Genomic DNA, 17,176 nt, shown 5'->3' on the forward strand with positions numbered 1-17,176 from the left:
GTTCGAACGGGATCTGTCAAGAAATCCGACGAATCGACCCCGATCACACGGCGCTGGCGCGGTCCCGTTCGAGGGTGTAACGCGCCGGCCAGTCGGCCGGAACGGACACCGGGATATCGAGCAGCATCTGCGCCAATCCCTTGCCCAGCGGGTCGTTACGCAACGAGGCCATGCCACCGCCGCCGAGTGCGCCCTGCATCAGGAAATTGAGGCCGTGTACGCCCGGCACGTCGAAACGTTCCACGTCGCCGGCCACCAGGTGGGCGAAATAGGCGGCGACCCGCGCCGCGGTCAGTTCGCGTTTCAGCAGCGGCAGGAACTCCGGGCGCCGGGCAATGACCCCGATATTGGCGCTGTCGCCCTTGTCGCCACTCCGCGCCCAGGCCAGCGCGATCAGCGGCACCGTCACCGTCGGCCCTTTCCCGGCTGCGCGGGGCGTCACGACGGGGATGTCCGCCGGTCGCGCCATCGCGGACCCGCCCGCGACCGGGAGTGCGACCGGATACCCGCCACCGTCCATTGTCACCGTGACCGCAATCGTCGCCTTGTCGAGCAGGAAGGAGAAGAGCCGGACGACCGGCTGCACCTTCGGCCGGCCGCCGCCTGCGCCGGTCGTGCCCGGCGACCACGAGGTTCCGGCCGGGGCGATCTCGCGTACGAACAGCTCGAGCGCCTGTCTGTCGTCATGGGTGACGGCAAGCCACATCACGCATTCCCGGGCGTCGCGGGCCCGGCTGTGCGGGCCGTACGCCGCCTCGCCGCCCAGGATCTCGACATGGCTGGCGCTGTAGTCGCCGAGATTGAGCGTGCGGAACAGCGCCCGCGTCCGGTCGAGGATCGCCGTTGCCGTGCGCTCCGCCTTGCGGACCGCGTCGATGCCGAGAATGGTGAGTTGCGCCGTCGCGCGATATCCGTCCAGGTAAGTTGCGGAGACCTTGTAGGTCGCGGTCGGGGGCAAGCCCCGCGCGCCGGCGACCAGCACCCGGTCGGCGCCCGCCTGTTCCATCGTCACGGCACGGAAATCGCAGACCACGTCGGGCAGGATATAGGCGCCCGGATCTCCGACCTCGTAGAGCATCTGCTCGGCGACGACCGCGGGCGTGACGAGCCCCCCGGTACCGGCCGGCTTGGTGACCACGAAGCGGCCGTCGGCCCGGCATTCGGCGATCGGATAGCCGATATCCTCCCAGCCTTCGACCTGCTCCCAGTCGGTGTGCAACCCGCCGGTCGCCTGACAGCCGCATTCAAGAATATGACCGGCCAGGCTGCCTGCCGCCAGGCGGTCGTAGTCATCTGCCGCCCAGCCGAACTCGTGGATCAGCGCACCGAGGGTCAGCGCACTGTCGACGGACCGCCCGGTAATCACGACCTGCGCACCCTCCGCCAGGGCCCGGGCGACCGGCAGCGCCCCCAGATAGGCATTCGCGCTGATCACCGCATCGGGCAGCGGCGCGCCGGTGGCCATCTCGGCAATCCCGTCGCGAAGCTCGGGCAGCAGCGGCATGACGTCGTCGCCCTCGACCACGGCGATCCTCAAATCGACGCCGAGCTCGCGCGCAAGCGCCGCCAGTGCCGCGCCGCAGGCCCGCGGATTGACCCCGCCGGCATTGCTAAGGACGCGGATCCCGGCCGACGCCACCTCGCGCAGCACCGAGCGCATGGCAACGTTGACGAAATCGACCGCGTAACCCTGGTCCGGCGACTTCGCGCGCATGCGGGCGAGGATCGACATGGTGAGCTCGGCGAGATAGTCGAAGACGAGATAATCGACCTCGCCGCGGCGGACGAGCTGCGGCGCGCCGACGGCGCTGTCGCCCCAGAAGCCCGAGGCCCCACCGATCCGGACGATCCGCTCCGCCGTCATCGCGCGCGCACCCTCCCGTCAGCCCCCTGTCGCCTTTGGCCAGACGAAGCGCGCCGGCTCCTTGGCGACGAAGCGGCGCACGGCCTCCCGGTGGGCTTCCGATTCCATGCAGATGCCCTGACCGGACGCTTCCATCTCGAGGATCTGCCGGAGGTCGGAGGAGAAACTCTGATTGAGGATTCCCTTCGCCACGCCGATCGCCACCGGCGAGGCATGGAGGAAGCGCCCGGCGAGCGCCCGCGCCGCCTCTGCCAGATCCTCAGCGGGAACGATGTCGTAGACGAGACCGAGATCCTTCGCCTCTTCCGCGCCGATTTCCCGGGCAGAGAAGATCAGTTCCTTCGCCTTCTGCATGCCGACGATACGCGGCAGGGAATAGAAGCCCGCGAAATCCGGCACCAGGCCGACCCTGCCGAAGGACTGGCAGAACCGGGCACGCGGGGTGGCGAGCACGAAGTCGGCCATCAGCGCGAGGTTGAACCCGGCACCGTAGGCGACCCCGTCCACGGCGGCGATCACCGGCTTGTCGATGGTCATGAAGCGAACGATCCAGTCGATGCCGCCGCGCAGCCGTCGCCGTCCGTCATTGGCAGAGCGCTTGTCCTGCATCGACTTCAGATCGCCCCCGGAACAGAAGTCGCCGCCCGCCCCGGTGAAGACGATTGCCCGGATGTCGGTGTCGGTGTCGAGCCGGTCGACGGCGTCGCGAAGCTCGCCCCGCATCACCAGGTCGAGGGCGTTCTTCGCCTTCGGCCGGTCGAGGGTCAGCGTGGCGATGCCGTCGGCGATCTCCAGGCGGATGGTTTCATAGGCGGGCATTCAACACTCCCATTGCACGATGGCCGGCACATCCGGCCAGACTAGCCTGTTCAGGTTCGAAGCGTCAGGCCCCCGTCGACGACAAGGCCGTGACCGGTCACGAAGGCCGAATCGTCGGACGCGAGGAAAAGCGCCGCCCGGGCGATATCCTCGGGCGCGCCGAGCCGGCGGAGTGCCGCCTTCTTTGCCCAGATCGCCGCGATGTCGGGCTGAGAGAGGGTTGTCTCCGTCATCCCGGTCAGGATCGCCCCGGGTTCGATGTGATTGACGGTGATTCCGTACTTGCCGAGATCGAGGGCGAGCGCCCGGGTCATGCCGGCGACGCCGGATTTGGACGCGCAATAGGCGACGAGGCCGTAATCGGTCATCCGCGCCATGACCGACGCGGTATTGATGATGCGTGGCGCGCTGGATTGCCTGAGCGCATCGATCGCCGCACGGGCAAGGCGGAACTGGGCGGAGAGATTGACCGCCAGCGTCTCGTCCCAGTCCGCATCGGTAAGTTCGGCCGCCATCGCGTGCCGCGAGATACCGGCGTTGTTGAACAGGATATCGAGGCCGCCGAAGCGCGTTTCGGCCATGCCCACGATCGCTTCTGCCGCGCCGGGTGCGGCAACATCCATCGGAAAGCCGAGGATGCCGTCCTCGGCTTCCGGAAGCGGTGCGCCGGGCCGGTCGACGGCCAGCACCATTGCCCCCTCTGCGGCGAACAGCCGGGCCGATGCGAGCCCGATCCCGGACGCGGCGCCGGTCACGATCGTCCGCCGCCCGGCCAGTCGGCCGCTCGACCCGGTTCCGCTCACAGGACCAGTCCGCCGTCGACGGAGATCGTCTGGCCGACGACGTAGCCGGCCATCGGCGAGGCAAGGAAGAGCGCGACATGGCCCATGTCCGCCGGCGTGCCCAGCCGACCAACGGGAATCTGCCGCAACGTCTGTTCCAGCCGCCTCGGGTTCCCGGTCGTCACCCTGGTGAGCTTGGTATCGACGAAACCGGGTGCGATGCCGTTCACCCGGATGCCGTCGCCGGCCCAGGCCTGGCCGAGGGTGCGTGTCAGCCCGTAGGCGCCGGTTTTCGAGGCGTTGTAGGCCGGGTTGCCGCGCGTTGCATGAAAAGCGGCGGTCGAACTGACAATGATCAGCGAGCCCCGCGCGGCGGCGAGCAGATCGTGGAACGCGGCGGCGCAAGCCATCAGGCTGTTGAGATTGACCTCGACAACCTTGCGAAAGCCCTCGATAGCGAATTCCGCCCGGTCGTAAAGAACGGTGCCCTGCGAGAGCACGAGGATGTCGAGCCGGGAAAAACCGCGCGCCGCGGCCGCGACCGCATCGGCGTCGGAGACGTCGACCCGATCATAGGCGAGACCCTCGAGGTCGGCACCCTCCTCGCCCGCATAGTCGGCCGCGGACGGCCGGGTTCCCCAGACATGAACATCGGCGCCAGCGGTCCGGAAAGCCAGCGCGATGCCGTTGCCGATGCCGCTGGACCCGCCCACGACGAGCGCCGTCCTGCCAGTGAAGTCGAGACGCATATCCATCGGCCTCTCCCCCTGTCGGGTCGCACTCAGATCAGGGTAACGGTGACCCCGGCGAGGCGCATCTGGTTGTCGCCGGTCCGCAGCCCCCTGGCCTCGGCCGCCGCGAGGATCGCGTTGCGGTCCTGCGGCAGGATATCGACACCGGTGATGCCGTGACAGCTCTCATCCTGGGCTTCGACGAACCGGACCGTGATATTGTCGAAGGCGATAGCCGGCGCACCGTTTGCCGAACGGCCGAGCGGACGTTCGAAGACGTCCGACCAGCGCGCGCCGAGCGCGCCCGGATCCTCGGCCCGGATCTCGACTGCGGCGAGCGCCTGAACGCGCTCGGTCGCGACATGCTGGCGCCACGCCGGACCCGCCCACTTCCAGTCGGCCAGTTCCTTGTGCCAGTCACCGGCGTGGGACATCGAATCGATGGAGACGATGGCCCCCGGCAGATCCTGAGGGTGGTAATGGGTGGCGACACAATCCGGCTCGTCATGGCACCAGACGGCCCGCAGCCCCTTCGCCAGCAAACGTTCGCGCACGGCGGCCGCATCGTCGCACTGGAACAGCAGCATGTAGCCGCCGGCACCGCCCCGCCGCTCCAGGTAACGGCCGGCGGTCGTTCCCTCCTTCGTTGGTGAAACGACTTCAAGGAAGTTTCCATTGACCGGCAGCAGGGCATTCTCGAGCCCGAACTCCGCGACGCCGGGGTCCCTGAAACAGATGTCGAGGCCGAGCACGTCCCGCAATTCGTCCACCGCCGGCTGCAGTGCGCCCGCGACGAACACTACTTGTCTCATTCGCATGGATCCCCCCAAACGCTCGTTTGCCTGAAACCCTACTTGCGGGCATGAACCTCTAGCAAGTGTCGGAAATGGGTCAGGCGGTGCCGAACGTCACAATTCCGCACGGGCGACGGAATTCGCGCAATCGACACATAGCGGCGTTGCCGGGTCGAGGCGAAGCCGGGCGGCGGCGATTTCCTCGCCGCAGCGCTGGCAGTACCCGTATTCGTCCTCGCCCATGCGGGCCAGCGCCGCCTCGATCCTGTGACGCTCGTTCCGCCGCCGTTCCTCCGTTGCCTGGGCCATGGCCTGCCCCTGCAGGGCGTCCATGCGCGACAGGCGTCCGACTTTCGACTGGTCGAGCTCGACGGCAGCACGCGACGACGAGGACGACGCACTGAGGCCCTCCAGCTCGGCCCGACGGGCGAGCAGCAGGCGACGATATTCCTCGATTGCCTTCGCATCCATGACGGCATTCTAACCCGCGAACGCGGCAGCTGCCAAAGATTGTACGCTCAGCGGTTGAGACGATGGCGCAGGAAATCCCGGATCCACTCAAGCTTGCGGTTGTCGAACTGGCTGCCGATCAGCGCCATCCGCTCACCGTCGCCCTCGATCAGCAGCCGAGGATGAACGGTGCCGCCGCCCCTGTCCCGGGACCGGTGGGCGGTATAGCTGTCGACCCGGATCCTGCGGACAGAACCGAGCGCCATCTCCCGTACCGGATGGGCCGGCTCAGCGTCGGCAGCGCCCGCGACTCGTTGAAACTGTTCCAGCGTCGCCTCGGCGAGCGCCGACCGTTTCATGTCCGGGACGATCACGCGGACCGTCTCGCCGTCGATCTCGATCCCCCGATCGGACTGGTCGTCACGCCGGTTGAGCAGCGCGCCGACCCCGAACACCAGCAGCATCAGGGCAAGTATCGCGCCGAAGATGTAGGGGGCGACCTCCGGCTCGATATTCCAGACGATCCAGCCGAAGGTCGCCGGCACCCCGAAGATCATCAGGAAGCGCGATACCGCCACGGCCAGCCCGCCGCCGACCGTAATCCGCGTGACCCCGCCCCGATCGCGCAGCCGAATGCCGGCGGGCGGGCGCCCGGGATCGGACGCGGGCGCCGGCACGGCCCCGCCGTCGCCCGTGCGCGGATCGCTGTCGGCGCCGGTCGCAATCAGATCGCCGCTGTCCGGCAACAACGCCGGCAAGCCGAAGCGGTCGGCAAAGGCCTGGTGGATGTCCGACGGCGGCGAGACATCCTCGCTCACATGGAGCGGCAGGGTCCGCGCCGGATCGTCGTGCAGCAACTCGATCACCTGGTAGGTCTTCGTGCTCGGGATGTTGCCGACTCCCTGGTCACGGACATGGGCCTCGCGGAGCAGGACGCCGCGATAGTTGGCGATCCGCTCCTGCCAAGCATTGTTGCGGAACAGGCTGCGCGTCCGGACATGGACGCTGTCGCCAGTCATCGTCATCTGCATCGTGAAGCGGCTCTGTATCAGCCCCAGGACAAGATTGACGAGGGCGAAAAAGCCGAACCCTCCCATGACCAGCGTCAGGATGTCACCATCACCGAAGAAATGGATGACCGTCGCCGCGATCGCCAGCACGACCGTCCCGACGATCAGGCGGAGTTGGATCTCGCCCCGGGACGGCGTGAAATCGAGCGAGATGATCGAGGCGGCCGGATCGAGTGCCGGCTTCATGGCAATCCAGTCACCGGGATCGAACAGCCGCCGCAGCGGGTTGGTCATGATACGGCCTCCGGATCCTTCATGCTCAGTCGTTGCAATGACCGCGTGGCGCAGAACGACGGAAGATTATGGGAAACGGATGCAAATCGGAAGCGTCCGGCAGCCGGCCGGTCCGCAAGCCAGCCCTAGAACGGCTTGGTCACCGCGAGCAGAACGACCAGCAGCACCGCCGCAAGGGCGAGCGGCGCCGAGATGCGGAGCGGCCCCGATACGCTTCCCTCCGGCTTGCCGGCCAGCCGGCGCAGATTGCCTGCCTGCATGCCATGCAGTGTCGAGACTCCGATGACGATGGCAACCTTGACCCAGAGCCAGGGCGATGTGAGCCAGTCCGACCAGACTGCCATCGTGATGCCGAGCAGCCAGACGAGTCCCATCGCAGGCGAGGTAACCCGGCGGTCCCAACGGGCGACACCGGAAAGCATCGCCGCGCGGCCGTCACCCGGAACGGCCGTGGCGAGCCTGAGCGCGATGCCGTTCGCGACCATGCCGCCGATCCAGGTGATGACGGCCGCGATATGGATCGCCTTGACGAGAAAATAGAGCGACATGGCAATATCTCCGATGGCTCAGGAGCCGTCTTTCGAGGCGATGCCGAGCCAACGCGCGGACGGGGCGACCGTCCAGCCCTGGAAGACCAGGGAAGCGGCAACGATGACGAAGACGATATTGAAGAATTCCACGGTGATCGGTCCGGGCGTGATCACCGGGACGATGGCGAGGAAGATCGGCACGGCGCCGCGCAACCCGACCCAGCTCAGATAAAGCTGTTCGCGCATCGGAAAGCGGAACGGTACAACACAGGTCATCACGGCAAGCGGACGCGCCACGAGCATCAGGACGACCGAAACGGCGAGAGCCTGTGGCAGCATGTCGACAAGCGCGCTTGGCGTCACCAGCAGGCCGAGCATGAGGAAGAGCGCGATCTGGCTGAGCCATTGCAGGCCCTCGCAGAAATTTCGCACCCGCCCGATCGGCGTCTTCAGGCGCGCCGCGAGCACCAGTCCGCAGAGGTAGATCGCCAGGAAGCCGCTGCCGCCCATGACGGCTGTCAGGGCATAGAGGCTGAGCGCGCCGGCGAGCGCCATCGGCGGATAGAGCCCGTCGGGGAGCGTGAGATTGTCGAGCAGATAGGTGAGCGCCCAGCCGCCGGCCAGCCCGGCGACGGTACCGAGCCCGATCTGCAGGACGAGCAGCGGCAGGAAGCCGCCGAGCGCGCCGAGCGAGAAGCCTTCGCCCAGGTTGACGAGAGAGGTCAGCGCGATGGTCAGGAAGATCGCCATCGGATCGTTGAGGCCGGATTCGAGGACCAGCGTGTTCTGCAGGCGCGGCGGCAGGCCGATGCGGCCCTGCTGGATCAGCAGGAAGGTCGCGGCCGCGTCGGTCGATCCGACCACCGCGCCCAGCAGCAGGCCCTGCTCCAGCGGCATGTCCAGAATGAAACTCGCGGCAACGCCGACGATGCCGGCGGTCCCTATCACACCAAGGGTCGCGAGCAGGAGCGACGGTATCCGGGCCCCCCGCAGCTTCCGGATATCGGTTTCGAGTCCGCCCGCGAACAGGATCACGGCAAGCGCGATGCTCCCCAACGCATAGGCGGCGGAAAAATCGTCGAAGCGTACCTGGCCCGGACCATCCTCGCCGACCAGCATGCCGCCCAGCAACACGAGCAGAAGTATCGGCGCCCCAAGTTTCCGGGACACGGGGATAAGAAGAAATCCCATGAAAATGAGGAGACAGACGAATAGTAGGACCTGCTCCATCTCAGCCCGCAGATACAGTCATGGAATCCCCTGTCGTCATCGTATCCGGTCTGGTGCTAGCTTCGTCGCAAGTCCCTGTCGAAGCGCCTGTCCCGGATCACATCGACGGAACCCGTAACGAACCATGCTGCGCTCTGCGGAGATCACCTCACTGAAGGAAAATATGATCGAGTTCAGCAGAATTCAAAGGCATATCGCCGACTGTAAGGCTGAAGAATCCAAGACGGGTAAAAATCGGGGCAATCCGGCTGTCGAGTTTCCCGAGGTCGAAAATGGAAAATACAAAACGACAAATTCTTTTGGAAAAATTTTATCAGAAACAGATAATGATGAGTTCGAAGCGCGATGACTTGCCGAAATATACCCTGGACATATCTCTACCTCACCGTCATGTCGATTTGGCCGCAGGCGTAACACGGGCAACCCTGTTTTCCCAGACACGGCACTCCGCCCCCCGGTCAACCTGAAACGCCCGATTTCGCCTTCCACAGGAGCCGCGCAAGACATTCGAGTTCTTCCCCCGAGAAGACCGTTTCGAATTGCCTGGCAAGCTCGGCGCCATAGATCGGCCACATCGATCGTCGCGCCCGTCGCCCGGCGGGGGTGATCCGGACCAGCAGGCCGCGGCCGTCTTCCGCACAGTTTCGCTTCTCGATCAGGCCGGCGGCGGCGATACGGTCGAGAAGGCGGGACATTCCGTACTGGGGCAGCAGCAGCCGCTCCTTCAACGCGAAGGGACGAATACCGTCCGCTCCGGCCCTCTCGATTTCCAGCAGTGCATCGTACCAGGCAAGCGGCGGCAACCCCGCCGCCTTCAATGCCCCCTCGACCCGTTCGAGCAGGACACGGCTCGCCGTCTGCAGCGCCGTCCAGGCGGCAATCGTTTCAGGGCGCGGGACGGTCATGGTCTCCGGATAGCAGAAAGATGCACTTGCATCAAGATTGACATGCCGCGCGCGGCTTCCATATCGAGATGATGTCGATGCAATTGCATTCACCTTGGCGCTGGCTTCCGCGTTGCCGCGCCGACAAACGGAGACGATCCATGACCCTGGAACTGATGAGTCATCATCTCTGCCCCTACGTACAGCGCGCGGTGATCGCCCTCACCGAAAAGGGGGTGCAGTTCGAGCGGACCTACATCGACCTCGCGAACAAGCCCGCCTGGTTCCGCGATGTGTCACCCCTCGGCAAGACGCCGGTGCTGCTGGTCGACGGCACCCCGATCTTCGAATCGGCCGTGATCCTCGAGTATCTCGAGGAAACTCAACCCAATCGGCTCCACCCCGCCGATCCGCTCGATCGGGCGCGCCACCGGGCATGGATCGAATTCGGTTCGACCGTGCTTAACGACATTGCCGGATTCTATTCGGCCAGGGACGAGGGCGCCTTCCGCGCCAGGACTGACGGGCTGACGGAAAAGTTCGCCCGGCTCGAAGACGAGTTGGATGACGACCCCTGGTTCGCCGGCACGACCTTCAGTCTCGTCGACGCGGTCTTCGGACCGGTCTTCCGCTATTTCGACACCTTCGAGACAATCGGCGACTTCGGCATTCTCGCCAACAGGCCCCGGATCGGGCGCTGGCGCCGGGCGCTCGCCGCGCGTCCGTCGATCGCCGGCGCGGTCACCACCGACTATCCCGAACGGCTTCGGGACTTCCTCGTCCGACGAGGTTCCCATCTCAGCGCGCTCATGACCTGACCTCGCCGGCCGCGTCTCGCAACGATTTGTGCTGACAAGGCCGAGATCATGATTTTTACTCCGGCGCCATCCGGCTGGCCGGAAGGCTGCGGAATGTGTTGCGAGTAACGTTTGCGCGATGTCGCAAACCCGCCCCGACACGGGGCGGTTGCCGTAGGGGGTTGCAATACGCGGCGATCCGTTAGAAAGCTGCACGCGGAAAAGAAGGGGGAGGGGAAGCATGCGGGCCGTCGCAAGCTGCATTCAGTTCATCAGCCTGATCAATCTCGGGATCGGAAAGCTGTTTTCGTGGTTGTCGCTCGGTATCGTCGCGGTTTGCTTTACCGTGGTGGTGCAGCGCTATGTCTTCGCGACCAGCTATGTCTGGATGCAGGATCTCTATATCTGGCTGAATGGCGCGATGTTCACTGCTGTGGCCGGATTCGCATTGCTGCGGGACGATCACGTCCGGGTCGACATTTTCTATCGGCCCGCGAGCATCCGGCGCAAGGCGGTGGTCGATCTCATCGGCGTCTGCGCCTTCCTGCTGCCCTTCACCTGGATCGTCTACAGCTACTCCATGCCGTTTGTCCGCCGCGCCTGGACCTACTTCGAGGCGTCGGCGAACGTGGGCGGCATGCCGGGGCTTTTCATCCTCAAGTCCTTCATCATCGGCTTCGCCGCCCTGCTGGCACTTCAGGGTGTCGCCATGGCCCTGCGCTCGATCCTCATACTGGCGGGACGATCCGACCTGGTGCCACCGCGCATGCAGTATTCCGCGCCCGAGAAACCCGAAGCGGGAGCGGTACTCTGATGGAAGCGGCAGTGATCGGAGAGTTGCTTTCGGGACTGATGTTCTTCGGTATCATCGGTTTTCTGCTGCTGGGCTTCCCCGTGGCCTTCACGCTGGCCGGTGTATCGCTGATGTTCGGCCTGGTCGGCCTGGCTTTCGGGGTCTTCGACCTGTCCAATTTCGGCTCCCTGCCCAACCGCTACATCGGCTTCATGACCAACGAGGTACTGGTCGCGGTGCCGCTGTTCATCTTCATGGGCGTGATGCTGGAACGCTCCAACATCGCGGAGCAGTTGCTGCTGACCATGGGCAAGCTGTTCGGCAACCTGCGGGGCGGACTCGGCTTCTCGGTCATCATCGTCGGCGCGCTGCTGGCCGCCTCGACCGGGGTCGTCGGGGCGACCGTCGTGACCATGGGGCTGATCTCGCTGCCGGCCATGTTGCGTGCCGGCTACGACCCACGCCTCGCGACCGGGGTGATCTGCGCCAGCGGCACGCTGGGGCAGATCGTGCCGCCGTCCACGGTCCTGATCTTCATGGGCGACATGCTGTCGGGGATCAATTCCCAGGTGCAGATGGCCAAGGGCAATTTCGCGCCGGTGCCGGTGTCGGTCGGGGACCTGTTCGCCGGGGCCCTGCTGCCCGGAATGCTGCTTGTCGGGCTTTATCTAGCGTATACGGCCTTCAAGGCGACGATCAACCCGGAATCATGTCCCGCGGTGCCGGCGCCGCCGGAGGACGAGGGCAATCTCTTCCGCGAGGTCCTGACCGCGCTGGTCCCGCCGCTGCTGCTGATCCTCGCCGTACTGGGCTCCATTCTGGGCGGCATCGCGACCCCGACCGAGGCCGCATCGGTCGGCGCGATCGGCGCCATGATCCTCGCAGCCCTGCGCTGGCGCCTGTCCTTCGAGGTGCTGCGGGAAACGGTCGTGTCGACGGCGACCATCACCAGCATGGTCTTCGTCATCCTGCTCGGCGCCTCGGTCTTCTCGGTGGTCTTCCGCCTGATGGGCGGCGACAACCTGGTGCACGAGTTCCTCGGCAACCTGCCCGGCGGTCAGGTCGCGGCGGTCGCCGTCGTGATGGCGATCATGTTCGTTCTCGGGTTCATCCTGGACACCTTCGAGATCATCTTCATCGTCATCCCGATCACCGCGCCGATCCTGTTGGCCCTCGACGTCGATCCGGTCTGGCTGGGCGTGATCGTGGGTGTGAACCTGCAGACCTCGTTCCTCACGCCACCTTTCGGTTTCGCGCTGTTCTACCTGCGCGGCGTGGCCCCGGCGGAGCTGCCGACCTCGGCGATCTACAAGGGCATCCTGCCCTTCGTCGCGCTGCAGATCGTCGCCATCGCGACGCTGTTCATCTTTCCGGGCATCGTTACCTGGCTGCCGCGGGTGGTGGCGGGCTAGGAAACCCGCCACCGGCAGAACGAAAAAGCCCGGGCCAAGGCCCGGGCTTCGCCATTCCCTGCCTTGAGGGTCAGATGTCGAAATACTTCTCACGCGCCTGAACGAAGGCGCCGTCGGTATCGCGCGAACGCGTCCGCACGATATTGAGCGACTCGACGAAGCTCTCGGCAGTCTTCTTGACCAGCGCGTCGCCGGAATCGCGGAGGCTGGTCATCACCTCCTTCGCGGCGTCGGCACCGGCCTTCAGGATCTCCTCCGGGAACTGCCGCACGTTGACGCCGTGATCGTTCACGAGCGTCTTGAGCGCGCGCGGGTCGTTGGCATAGAAGTCGGAAGCGACCTGATCGTACTCCGCCTGCGCGACGTCCCTGATGAGCGCCTGGAGATCGGCCGGCAGTTCCTGATACTTCTTCTTGTCGACGACCAGCTCGGTTGCCAGGCCCGGCTCCACGAAGCTCGGGAAATAGTAGTTCTTGGCCACCTGGTAGAAGCCGAGCGCCAGGTCGTTGTAGGGCCCGACGAACTCGGCCGCGTCGAGCGTGCCCGACTGCAGGGCCTGGAAGATCTCGCCGGCCGCCAGGTTGGTGACGGTCGCGCCGAGCTTCTCCCATACGCGGCCGCCGAGGCCGGGCGTGCGGAATCGCAGGCCCTTGACGCTGTCGACGCCGGTCAGCTCGTTGCGGAACCAGCCGCCGGCCTGCGTGCCGGTATCGCCGGACAGAAAGCCCTGAACGCCGAACTGGTCGTAGATCTCGTCCCAGATTTCCTGGCCGCCCATGTAGCGGACCCAGGCGGTCAGCTCGCGCGAGGTCATGCCATAGGGCACGCCGGTGAAGAAGGAGAGCGCCGGGGATTTGTTCTGCCAGTAATAGGCGGCGCCGTGGCTCATCTCGGCCGTACCGTCGATCACCGCGTCCAGCGACTGCAGCGGCGGCACCAGTTCGCCGGCGGAATAGACCTGAACCGTCAGGCGGCCACCGGAGGCGGCGGTGATGCGGTCAGCCAGACGCTGCGCGCCGACGCCGAGGCCGGGGAAGTTCTTGGGCCAGGTGGTGACCATGCGCCAGGTGACGTTGCCCTTGGCAATGGCAGGCGCCGCCAGGGTAGCGGCTGCGGCGCCAACGCCGAGTGCACCGGACTTGACAATAAAGGAACGGCGATCCACTGGTGGTCTCCTTTGTCTGATTGTTTTTGCCAGGGTCAGAACGACCCCTTTGCTTGCGAGCGTTTCAGCCCAACGGAATAGATGCAAATATTCCCGACTGTTTCCACCACAAACGAAAGGCGGAACGTGGTCGCGCCGCAGTTTCGCGGCGGGCTGAAAATGCGCGCACATGTGTCCTCACGGGCGCTTTCCGGCGCTTGCGAAATTGTCTCGGCGATGGCGGCATAGCAGTCCACTACCCAGCGCAAAGATCGCGCTTTCCCGGCATGCCGGGAAACGCAAAGCATCTTCGCGGAGAGTGCGAAAATCAGGCTGTTCGCGAGATTGAAACGGTTACAAAGCAGCCGGGCAGGCGCTCAGTCCGGCTTCCCGTTCGCCGCCGCCTCTTTCGCGAGCCGTTTCAGCGGTGTGTCCGGATCAGCAAGGGCTCTCGGATCCACGATGGCGCGCAGCTCGATCAATTGCTTCAGGGGCCGACGTTCGCGACCGGCATTGAACAGGGCCGCCATCGCGATCCGCCCCTCGCTAAGGCCCAAAGTCAGGAAGCTGCCGCTTTCCGGATCGCAACGTACCAGGACACGCTCGACGGGTTGCTTCAGACCGAGCAATTGCAGATTGAGGTCGTACTGATCGGTCCAGAACCAAGGCACGCCGCCATAACCTTCCGGGGCGCCGAGGATCGCCTTCGCGGCCGCCTGCGGGGCCAGTTCCGCGTTCTCCCACGATTCCAGGCGTACCGGTCGGCCAAGCCACGCATCATCGAAGCGCGCGCAGTCGCCGACCGCATAGACATCGTCCGCCACCCGGCAGTGACTGTCGGTCAGGATCCCGCCCACACCTGCCGTGTCGCAGGACAGTCCAGCCGCCTGCGCCAGTTCGACATTGGGGATGCCGCCAACGCCGACCACGGCCACATCCGCGGGCAGACAGCTGCCATCCGCCAGTCGCACGGCGCGGAGGCGACCAATCCGGCCCTCGAACGCGACGACACGCGCGCCAAGCCGGATGTCGACGCCACGATGCCGGTGCCGACGGGCAAGATGGTCGGCAACATGCGACGACACGGCGCGCTCCAGAAGCTGGGTCTGCGTTTCCAGAACGGTGACCCGACAGCCCCTGGCAACCGCGCTGGCGGCAACCTCGAGGCCGATGAAACCGCCCCCCACCAGCACAACATCTCCGCCGGAACCCAGCAGGTGCTCAAGACGCCTTGCGTCGCGGGCGGTACGCAGGGAAAGCACGCCTTCCAGCCCGGTGCCGGGGCAATCGACCGTTCGCGCCCGGCATCCGGTTGCCAGAACCAGGATGTCGAAATTCTCGGCGCTCCCTCCCCCGCTGACAATTCTGCGAGCGCCGATTTCCAGCGTCTCGACCCGCGCCGACGTGCGCAGTTCGATCGCGTTGTCGGCATACCATTCCGGCCCGTATATGCGGCCGTTCTCCGGGCTGGTCGATCCGGCCAGCACGTCCTTCGACAGTGGCGGGCGCTCATAGGGAGGATCGGGCTCGTCGCCCAGCAGCAATATGCGGTCCTGCCAGCCCTGCTTGCGCAAGGCGGCCGCCGTGCGGGCGCCGGCTTGCCCGGCCCCGACGATCACGGCGCTTCGAGTGGCCATGCTACCCATGGACCGGACGGACCGGCCCGGTATCGCCGCGCAAGTGGCCGGTCATCTAGATTTCGACCAGCAGGTCGTCACCCTCGATCCTGACCGTGAAGGTGCGAACGTCGTCCTCGACGGGGCCGCTTTCGGCCTTGCCCGTACGGATGTCGAAGATCCCCTGATGCAGGGGGCACTCGATCTTCCCGTCCTCCACATATCCGTCGGAAAGAAGGGCGAAGGCATGGGTGCAGATATTGTGGGTGGCGAAAAACTCCCCGTCCACGTTGTAGACGGCCAGCGGCACGCCCTCGACTTCCACGCCCATCACCTCCCCGTCGGAGAGATCCGACTTCGTACCAATCTTGCACCAGGGCATCATCACCTCGATTTCTTCGCCATTTCGTTCAATCTACATACTGCAACCTACTGCCGACCGCCGCCGGCCGACATCGCAAGCTGCACGCCCGGGCCTATTCGGCGGCATTCTCCCGCAGCAGCCCCGCGCGCTGCAGGACGGTGTCGAGACGCTGCTCGAGGTCAGACGCGGCCGGCATCATCGGCAGGCGGTGCGTGTTCAGGGGCAACAGGCCGAGCTTTCGCATCATGCTCTTGACGGGGATCGGGTTGGTATCGAAGAAGACCGCCTTGTTCAGTTCCCACAGCCGGTAGTGAAGCGCGCGGCCCCGCGCCAGGTCGCCCGCGGCAACCGACTCGTAGAGATCCGCCACCGCCTCTGGCCAGACATTGGCGACCGCGTTCATCATGCCGGCCGCACCGAGACACAGCATGGGAAAACTCAGTTCCTCCAGCCCGACGAAAATCCGGAATTCCTCGCCGAAGGTCTGCAACATCTCGCTGACGAGAGCCAGGTCGTTCACCGCATGCTTAATGCCGACAAAGTCGTCCGACGCGGCGGTAACGTCCTTCAGCGTGTCGAGCGTTACCGCGACCGCTGTCCGGCCGGGAATGTGATAGATCATCCAGGGCTTGTCGGTACGCTTGGAGAGTTCCGTGTAGTAGGCCGTCAGCCCGCGCTGCGGCGGCCGGATATAGTAGGGCGTGACGATCAGCAGCGCGTCGGCACCGGCTTTGGTCGCATGCTCGGTCAGTTCGGCCGACTCGACAAAGCTCTGCGATCCGGTCGCGGCGACCACCGGAACGCGTCCCGCGGCGGCATCGATGCCGACGTCGACCAGCCTGTTCCGTTCGTCGACGGTTAGGGTCGAGGGTTCCGCACTGGTTCCGTTGATGACGATGCCGTGTGTCCCGGCCTGGATCTGCGAATCGACCAGACGCGCATAGGCGTCGTAATCGACCGCGCCGTCGGCGCCGAACGGGGTGACCAGTGGCGGGTAGCTGCCCCGCAGGAAATCGTTGGAAAGGCTACGCATCTTGCATCCCCCTGTGGGCTGAATTCAGTTGACGAACATGCCCCTGCGCCACCACCCGGCTCCGTCCCTGCCGACCGTCGATGGATTGGCAAGGGCTCATCGCGGGCCGGGCCGCGCCGGTTCAGGCCTCTGCGTCGAATATCGACGGGACCGGCAGTTTCATTGCGAAGGCGTTGTTGAGAGTAGCGATCAGCGAGAAGCGCGTGATCTGCAGCATCGCCGCCACGGTCTTCTCCTCATCCAGACACGCGCGGACAGCGCGCAGTTCGGCATCAACGTCGACGCCGCGACGTTCGACGACTGCAAGGGCGAGATTCCGCAACGCCTTGTCCTCGTCCGTCAGCAGGTCTTCATCCGCGTCGGCGCGACCGGTGAGGGCGGCAATCCATGCCTTGTCGAGTCCCAGCCGCACGGACAGCCGTTCGTGCTGGATGCGTTCGTAATCGCCGCCGAGCGCGGCGCACACGGTCAGCGCGAGGAGCTCGTTCTGCCGATCCGACAGCGGCGCCTTCACGGCCGCCGTGAACTTCATGAAGGTCGTTATCGATTCGGGCACGTGGCCGGCGACCTGGAAGAACTCCCCGAAATAGCCGAGCCGCTCCACGGTCGGCCGAAGGAAATCCTGCAGT

General features: G+C 65.6%; 19 protein-coding genes. 4 read left to right on the forward strand and 15 right to left on the reverse strand.

Annotated elements, in window-relative coordinates; genetic code table 11:
- Positions 1-43 precede the first annotated feature (43 nt).
- The 9 genes from OCH7691_RS00880 to OCH7691_RS00920 form a co-directional block, all read right to left on the reverse strand.
- Complete coding sequence (locus OCH7691_RS00880) at positions 44-1,864, reverse strand: acyclic terpene utilization AtuA family protein (RefSeq protein ID WP_085881544.1); 1,821 nt, start codon at positions 1,862-1,864, stop codon at positions 44-46.
- Between the two features lie 18 nt (positions 1,865-1,882).
- Positions 1,883-2,683, reverse strand: a complete 801-nt coding sequence (locus tag OCH7691_RS00885) for an enoyl-CoA hydratase/isomerase family protein (RefSeq protein ID WP_085881545.1) — start codon at positions 2,681-2,683, stop codon at positions 1,883-1,885.
- A gap of 50 nt (positions 2,684-2,733) precedes the next feature.
- Positions 2,734-3,486: an SDR family NAD(P)-dependent oxidoreductase gene (locus OCH7691_RS00890; protein ID WP_085881546.1), complete on the reverse strand. Its 753-nt coding sequence runs from the start codon at positions 3,484-3,486 to the stop codon at positions 2,734-2,736.
- Positions 3,483-4,220: an SDR family NAD(P)-dependent oxidoreductase gene (locus tag OCH7691_RS00895; RefSeq protein ID WP_085881547.1), complete on the reverse strand. Its 738-nt coding sequence runs from the start codon at positions 4,218-4,220 to the stop codon at positions 3,483-3,485. The genes OCH7691_RS00890 and OCH7691_RS00895 overlap by 4 nt, the downstream gene beginning before the upstream one ends.
- Before the next feature lie 26 nt (positions 4,221-4,246).
- Positions 4,247-5,008 (reverse strand): VOC family protein, encoded by a 762-nt coding sequence (locus OCH7691_RS00900; protein ID WP_176244882.1) that lies wholly within the window; start codon positions 5,006-5,008, stop codon positions 4,247-4,249.
- A gap of 96 nt (positions 5,009-5,104) precedes the next feature.
- Positions 5,105-5,461, reverse strand: coding sequence for a TraR/DksA family transcriptional regulator (locus tag OCH7691_RS00905; RefSeq protein WP_085881549.1), 357 nt, complete (start codon positions 5,459-5,461; stop codon positions 5,105-5,107).
- Positions 5,462-5,508: 47 nt separating this feature from the next.
- Positions 5,509-6,744, reverse strand: a complete 1,236-nt coding sequence (locus OCH7691_RS00910) for a hypothetical protein (RefSeq protein WP_085881550.1) — start codon at positions 6,742-6,744, stop codon at positions 5,509-5,511.
- A 125-nt stretch (positions 6,745-6,869) separates the two neighbouring features.
- The gene (locus OCH7691_RS00915) at positions 6,870-7,292 is read right to left on the reverse strand and encodes a CopD family protein (protein WP_085881551.1); all 423 of its coding nucleotides are present in this window, start codon (positions 7,290-7,292) and stop codon (positions 6,870-6,872) included.
- 18 nt (positions 7,293-7,310) lie between these two features.
- Positions 7,311-8,504: a potassium/proton antiporter gene (locus OCH7691_RS00920; protein WP_085881552.1), complete on the reverse strand. Its 1,194-nt coding sequence runs from the start codon at positions 8,502-8,504 to the stop codon at positions 7,311-7,313.
- 124 nt (positions 8,505-8,628) lie between these two features.
- Here OCH7691_RS00920 and OCH7691_RS22820 point away from each other — a divergent pair, with 124 nt between their 5' ends.
- Entirely contained in the window at positions 8,629-8,853 is a 225-nt protein-coding gene (locus OCH7691_RS22820; RefSeq protein WP_139839474.1) for a hypothetical protein, read from the forward strand.
- A 109-nt stretch (positions 8,854-8,962) separates the two neighbouring features.
- On the opposite strand, the gene OCH7691_RS00925 is transcribed toward OCH7691_RS22820, so the two are convergent.
- Positions 8,963-9,409: a MarR family winged helix-turn-helix transcriptional regulator gene (locus tag OCH7691_RS00925; RefSeq protein WP_085881553.1), complete on the reverse strand. Its 447-nt coding sequence runs from the start codon at positions 9,407-9,409 to the stop codon at positions 8,963-8,965.
- Positions 9,410-9,549: 140 nt separating this feature from the next.
- Between OCH7691_RS00925 and OCH7691_RS00930 the strand changes: the two genes are divergently transcribed.
- From OCH7691_RS00930 to OCH7691_RS00940, 3 genes are all read left to right on the forward strand, one after another.
- Entirely contained in the window at positions 9,550-10,206 is a 657-nt protein-coding gene (locus OCH7691_RS00930; protein WP_085881554.1) for a glutathione S-transferase family protein, read from the forward strand.
- 220 nt (positions 10,207-10,426) lie between these two features.
- Positions 10,427-10,999 (forward strand): TRAP transporter small permease subunit, encoded by a 573-nt coding sequence (locus tag OCH7691_RS00935; protein ID WP_085881555.1) that lies wholly within the window; start codon positions 10,427-10,429, stop codon positions 10,997-10,999.
- On the forward strand, positions 10,999-12,390 hold the full coding sequence (locus OCH7691_RS00940; RefSeq protein WP_085881556.1) for a TRAP transporter large permease: 1,392 nt from the start codon (positions 10,999-11,001) through the stop codon (positions 12,388-12,390). The genes OCH7691_RS00935 and OCH7691_RS00940 overlap by 1 nt, the downstream gene beginning before the upstream one ends.
- Before the next feature lie 70 nt (positions 12,391-12,460).
- On the opposite strand, the gene OCH7691_RS00945 is transcribed toward OCH7691_RS00940, so the two are convergent.
- The 5 genes from OCH7691_RS00945 to OCH7691_RS00965 all read right to left on the reverse strand — a co-directional run bounded on the left by OCH7691_RS00945 (position 12,461) and on the right by OCH7691_RS00965 (position 17,151).
- Positions 12,461-13,555 (reverse strand): TRAP transporter substrate-binding protein, encoded by a 1,095-nt coding sequence (locus OCH7691_RS00945; RefSeq protein WP_085881557.1) that lies wholly within the window; start codon positions 13,553-13,555, stop codon positions 12,461-12,463.
- 356 nt (positions 13,556-13,911) lie between these two features.
- Positions 13,912-15,153, reverse strand: a complete 1,242-nt coding sequence (locus tag OCH7691_RS00950) for an NAD(P)/FAD-dependent oxidoreductase (RefSeq protein WP_176244883.1) — start codon at positions 15,151-15,153, stop codon at positions 13,912-13,914.
- A gap of 73 nt (positions 15,154-15,226) precedes the next feature.
- On the reverse strand, positions 15,227-15,532 hold the full coding sequence (locus OCH7691_RS00955) for a non-heme iron oxygenase ferredoxin subunit (protein ID WP_085883423.1): 306 nt from the start codon (positions 15,530-15,532) through the stop codon (positions 15,227-15,229).
- Between the two features lie 94 nt (positions 15,533-15,626).
- Positions 15,627-16,547 carry a 4-hydroxy-tetrahydrodipicolinate synthase gene (dapA, locus tag OCH7691_RS00960; RefSeq protein ID WP_085881559.1) on the reverse strand — a complete coding sequence of 307 codons (921 nt, stop codon included), beginning with the start codon at positions 16,545-16,547 and terminating at the stop codon, positions 15,627-15,629.
- A gap of 121 nt (positions 16,548-16,668) precedes the next feature.
- Positions 16,669-17,151, reverse strand: a complete 483-nt coding sequence (locus OCH7691_RS00965; RefSeq protein WP_176244884.1) for a carboxymuconolactone decarboxylase family protein — start codon at positions 17,149-17,151, stop codon at positions 16,669-16,671.
- Between the last annotated feature and the right edge of the window lie 25 nt (positions 17,152-17,176).

Source organism: Oceanibacterium hippocampi (genome assembly GCF_900172325.1).
Lineage (GTDB): Bacteria > Pseudomonadota > Alphaproteobacteria > Sneathiellales > Sneathiellaceae > Oceanibacterium > Oceanibacterium hippocampi.

Bases quoted from the DNA above. Each gene is read 5' to 3' on its own strand.
- OCH7691_RS00880 (WP_085881544.1), bottom strand. From the start codon at position 1,864: ATGACGGCGGAGCGGATCGTCCGGATCGGTGGGGCCTCGGGCTTCTGG.
- OCH7691_RS00885 (WP_085881545.1), bottom strand. From the start codon at position 2,683: ATGCCCGCCTATGAAACCATCCGCCTGGAGATCGCCGACGGCATCGCC.
- OCH7691_RS00895 (WP_085881547.1), bottom strand. From the start codon at position 4,220: ATGGATATGCGTCTCGACTTCACTGGCAGGACGGCGCTCGTCGTGGGC.
- OCH7691_RS00900 (WP_176244882.1), bottom strand. From the start codon at position 5,008: ATGAGACAAGTAGTGTTCGTCGCGGGCGCACTGCAGCCGGCGGTGGAC.
- OCH7691_RS00905 (WP_085881549.1), bottom strand. From the start codon at position 5,461: ATGGATGCGAAGGCAATCGAGGAATATCGTCGCCTGCTGCTCGCCCGT.
- OCH7691_RS00910 (WP_085881550.1), bottom strand. From the start codon at position 6,744: ATGACCAACCCGCTGCGGCGGCTGTTCGATCCCGGTGACTGGATTGCC.
- OCH7691_RS00915 (WP_085881551.1), bottom strand. From the start codon at position 7,292: ATGTCGCTCTATTTTCTCGTCAAGGCGATCCATATCGCGGCCGTCATC.
- OCH7691_RS00920 (WP_085881552.1), bottom strand. From the start codon at position 8,504: ATGGAGCAGGTCCTACTATTCGTCTGTCTCCTCATTTTCATGGGATTT.
- OCH7691_RS22820 (WP_139839474.1), top strand. From the start codon at position 8,629: ATGCTGCGCTCTGCGGAGATCACCTCACTGAAGGAAAATATGATCGAG.
- OCH7691_RS00925 (WP_085881553.1), bottom strand. From the start codon at position 9,409: ATGACCGTCCCGCGCCCTGAAACGATTGCCGCCTGGACGGCGCTGCAG.
- OCH7691_RS00930 (WP_085881554.1), top strand. From the start codon at position 9,550: ATGACCCTGGAACTGATGAGTCATCATCTCTGCCCCTACGTACAGCGC.
- OCH7691_RS00935 (WP_085881555.1), top strand. From the start codon at position 10,427: ATGCGGGCCGTCGCAAGCTGCATTCAGTTCATCAGCCTGATCAATCTC.
- OCH7691_RS00940 (WP_085881556.1), top strand. From the start codon at position 10,999: ATGGAAGCGGCAGTGATCGGAGAGTTGCTTTCGGGACTGATGTTCTTC.
- OCH7691_RS00955 (WP_085883423.1), bottom strand. From the start codon at position 15,532: ATGCCCTGGTGCAAGATTGGTACGAAGTCGGATCTCTCCGACGGGGAG.
- dapA (WP_085881559.1), bottom strand. From the start codon at position 16,547: ATGCGTAGCCTTTCCAACGATTTCCTGCGGGGCAGCTACCCGCCACTG.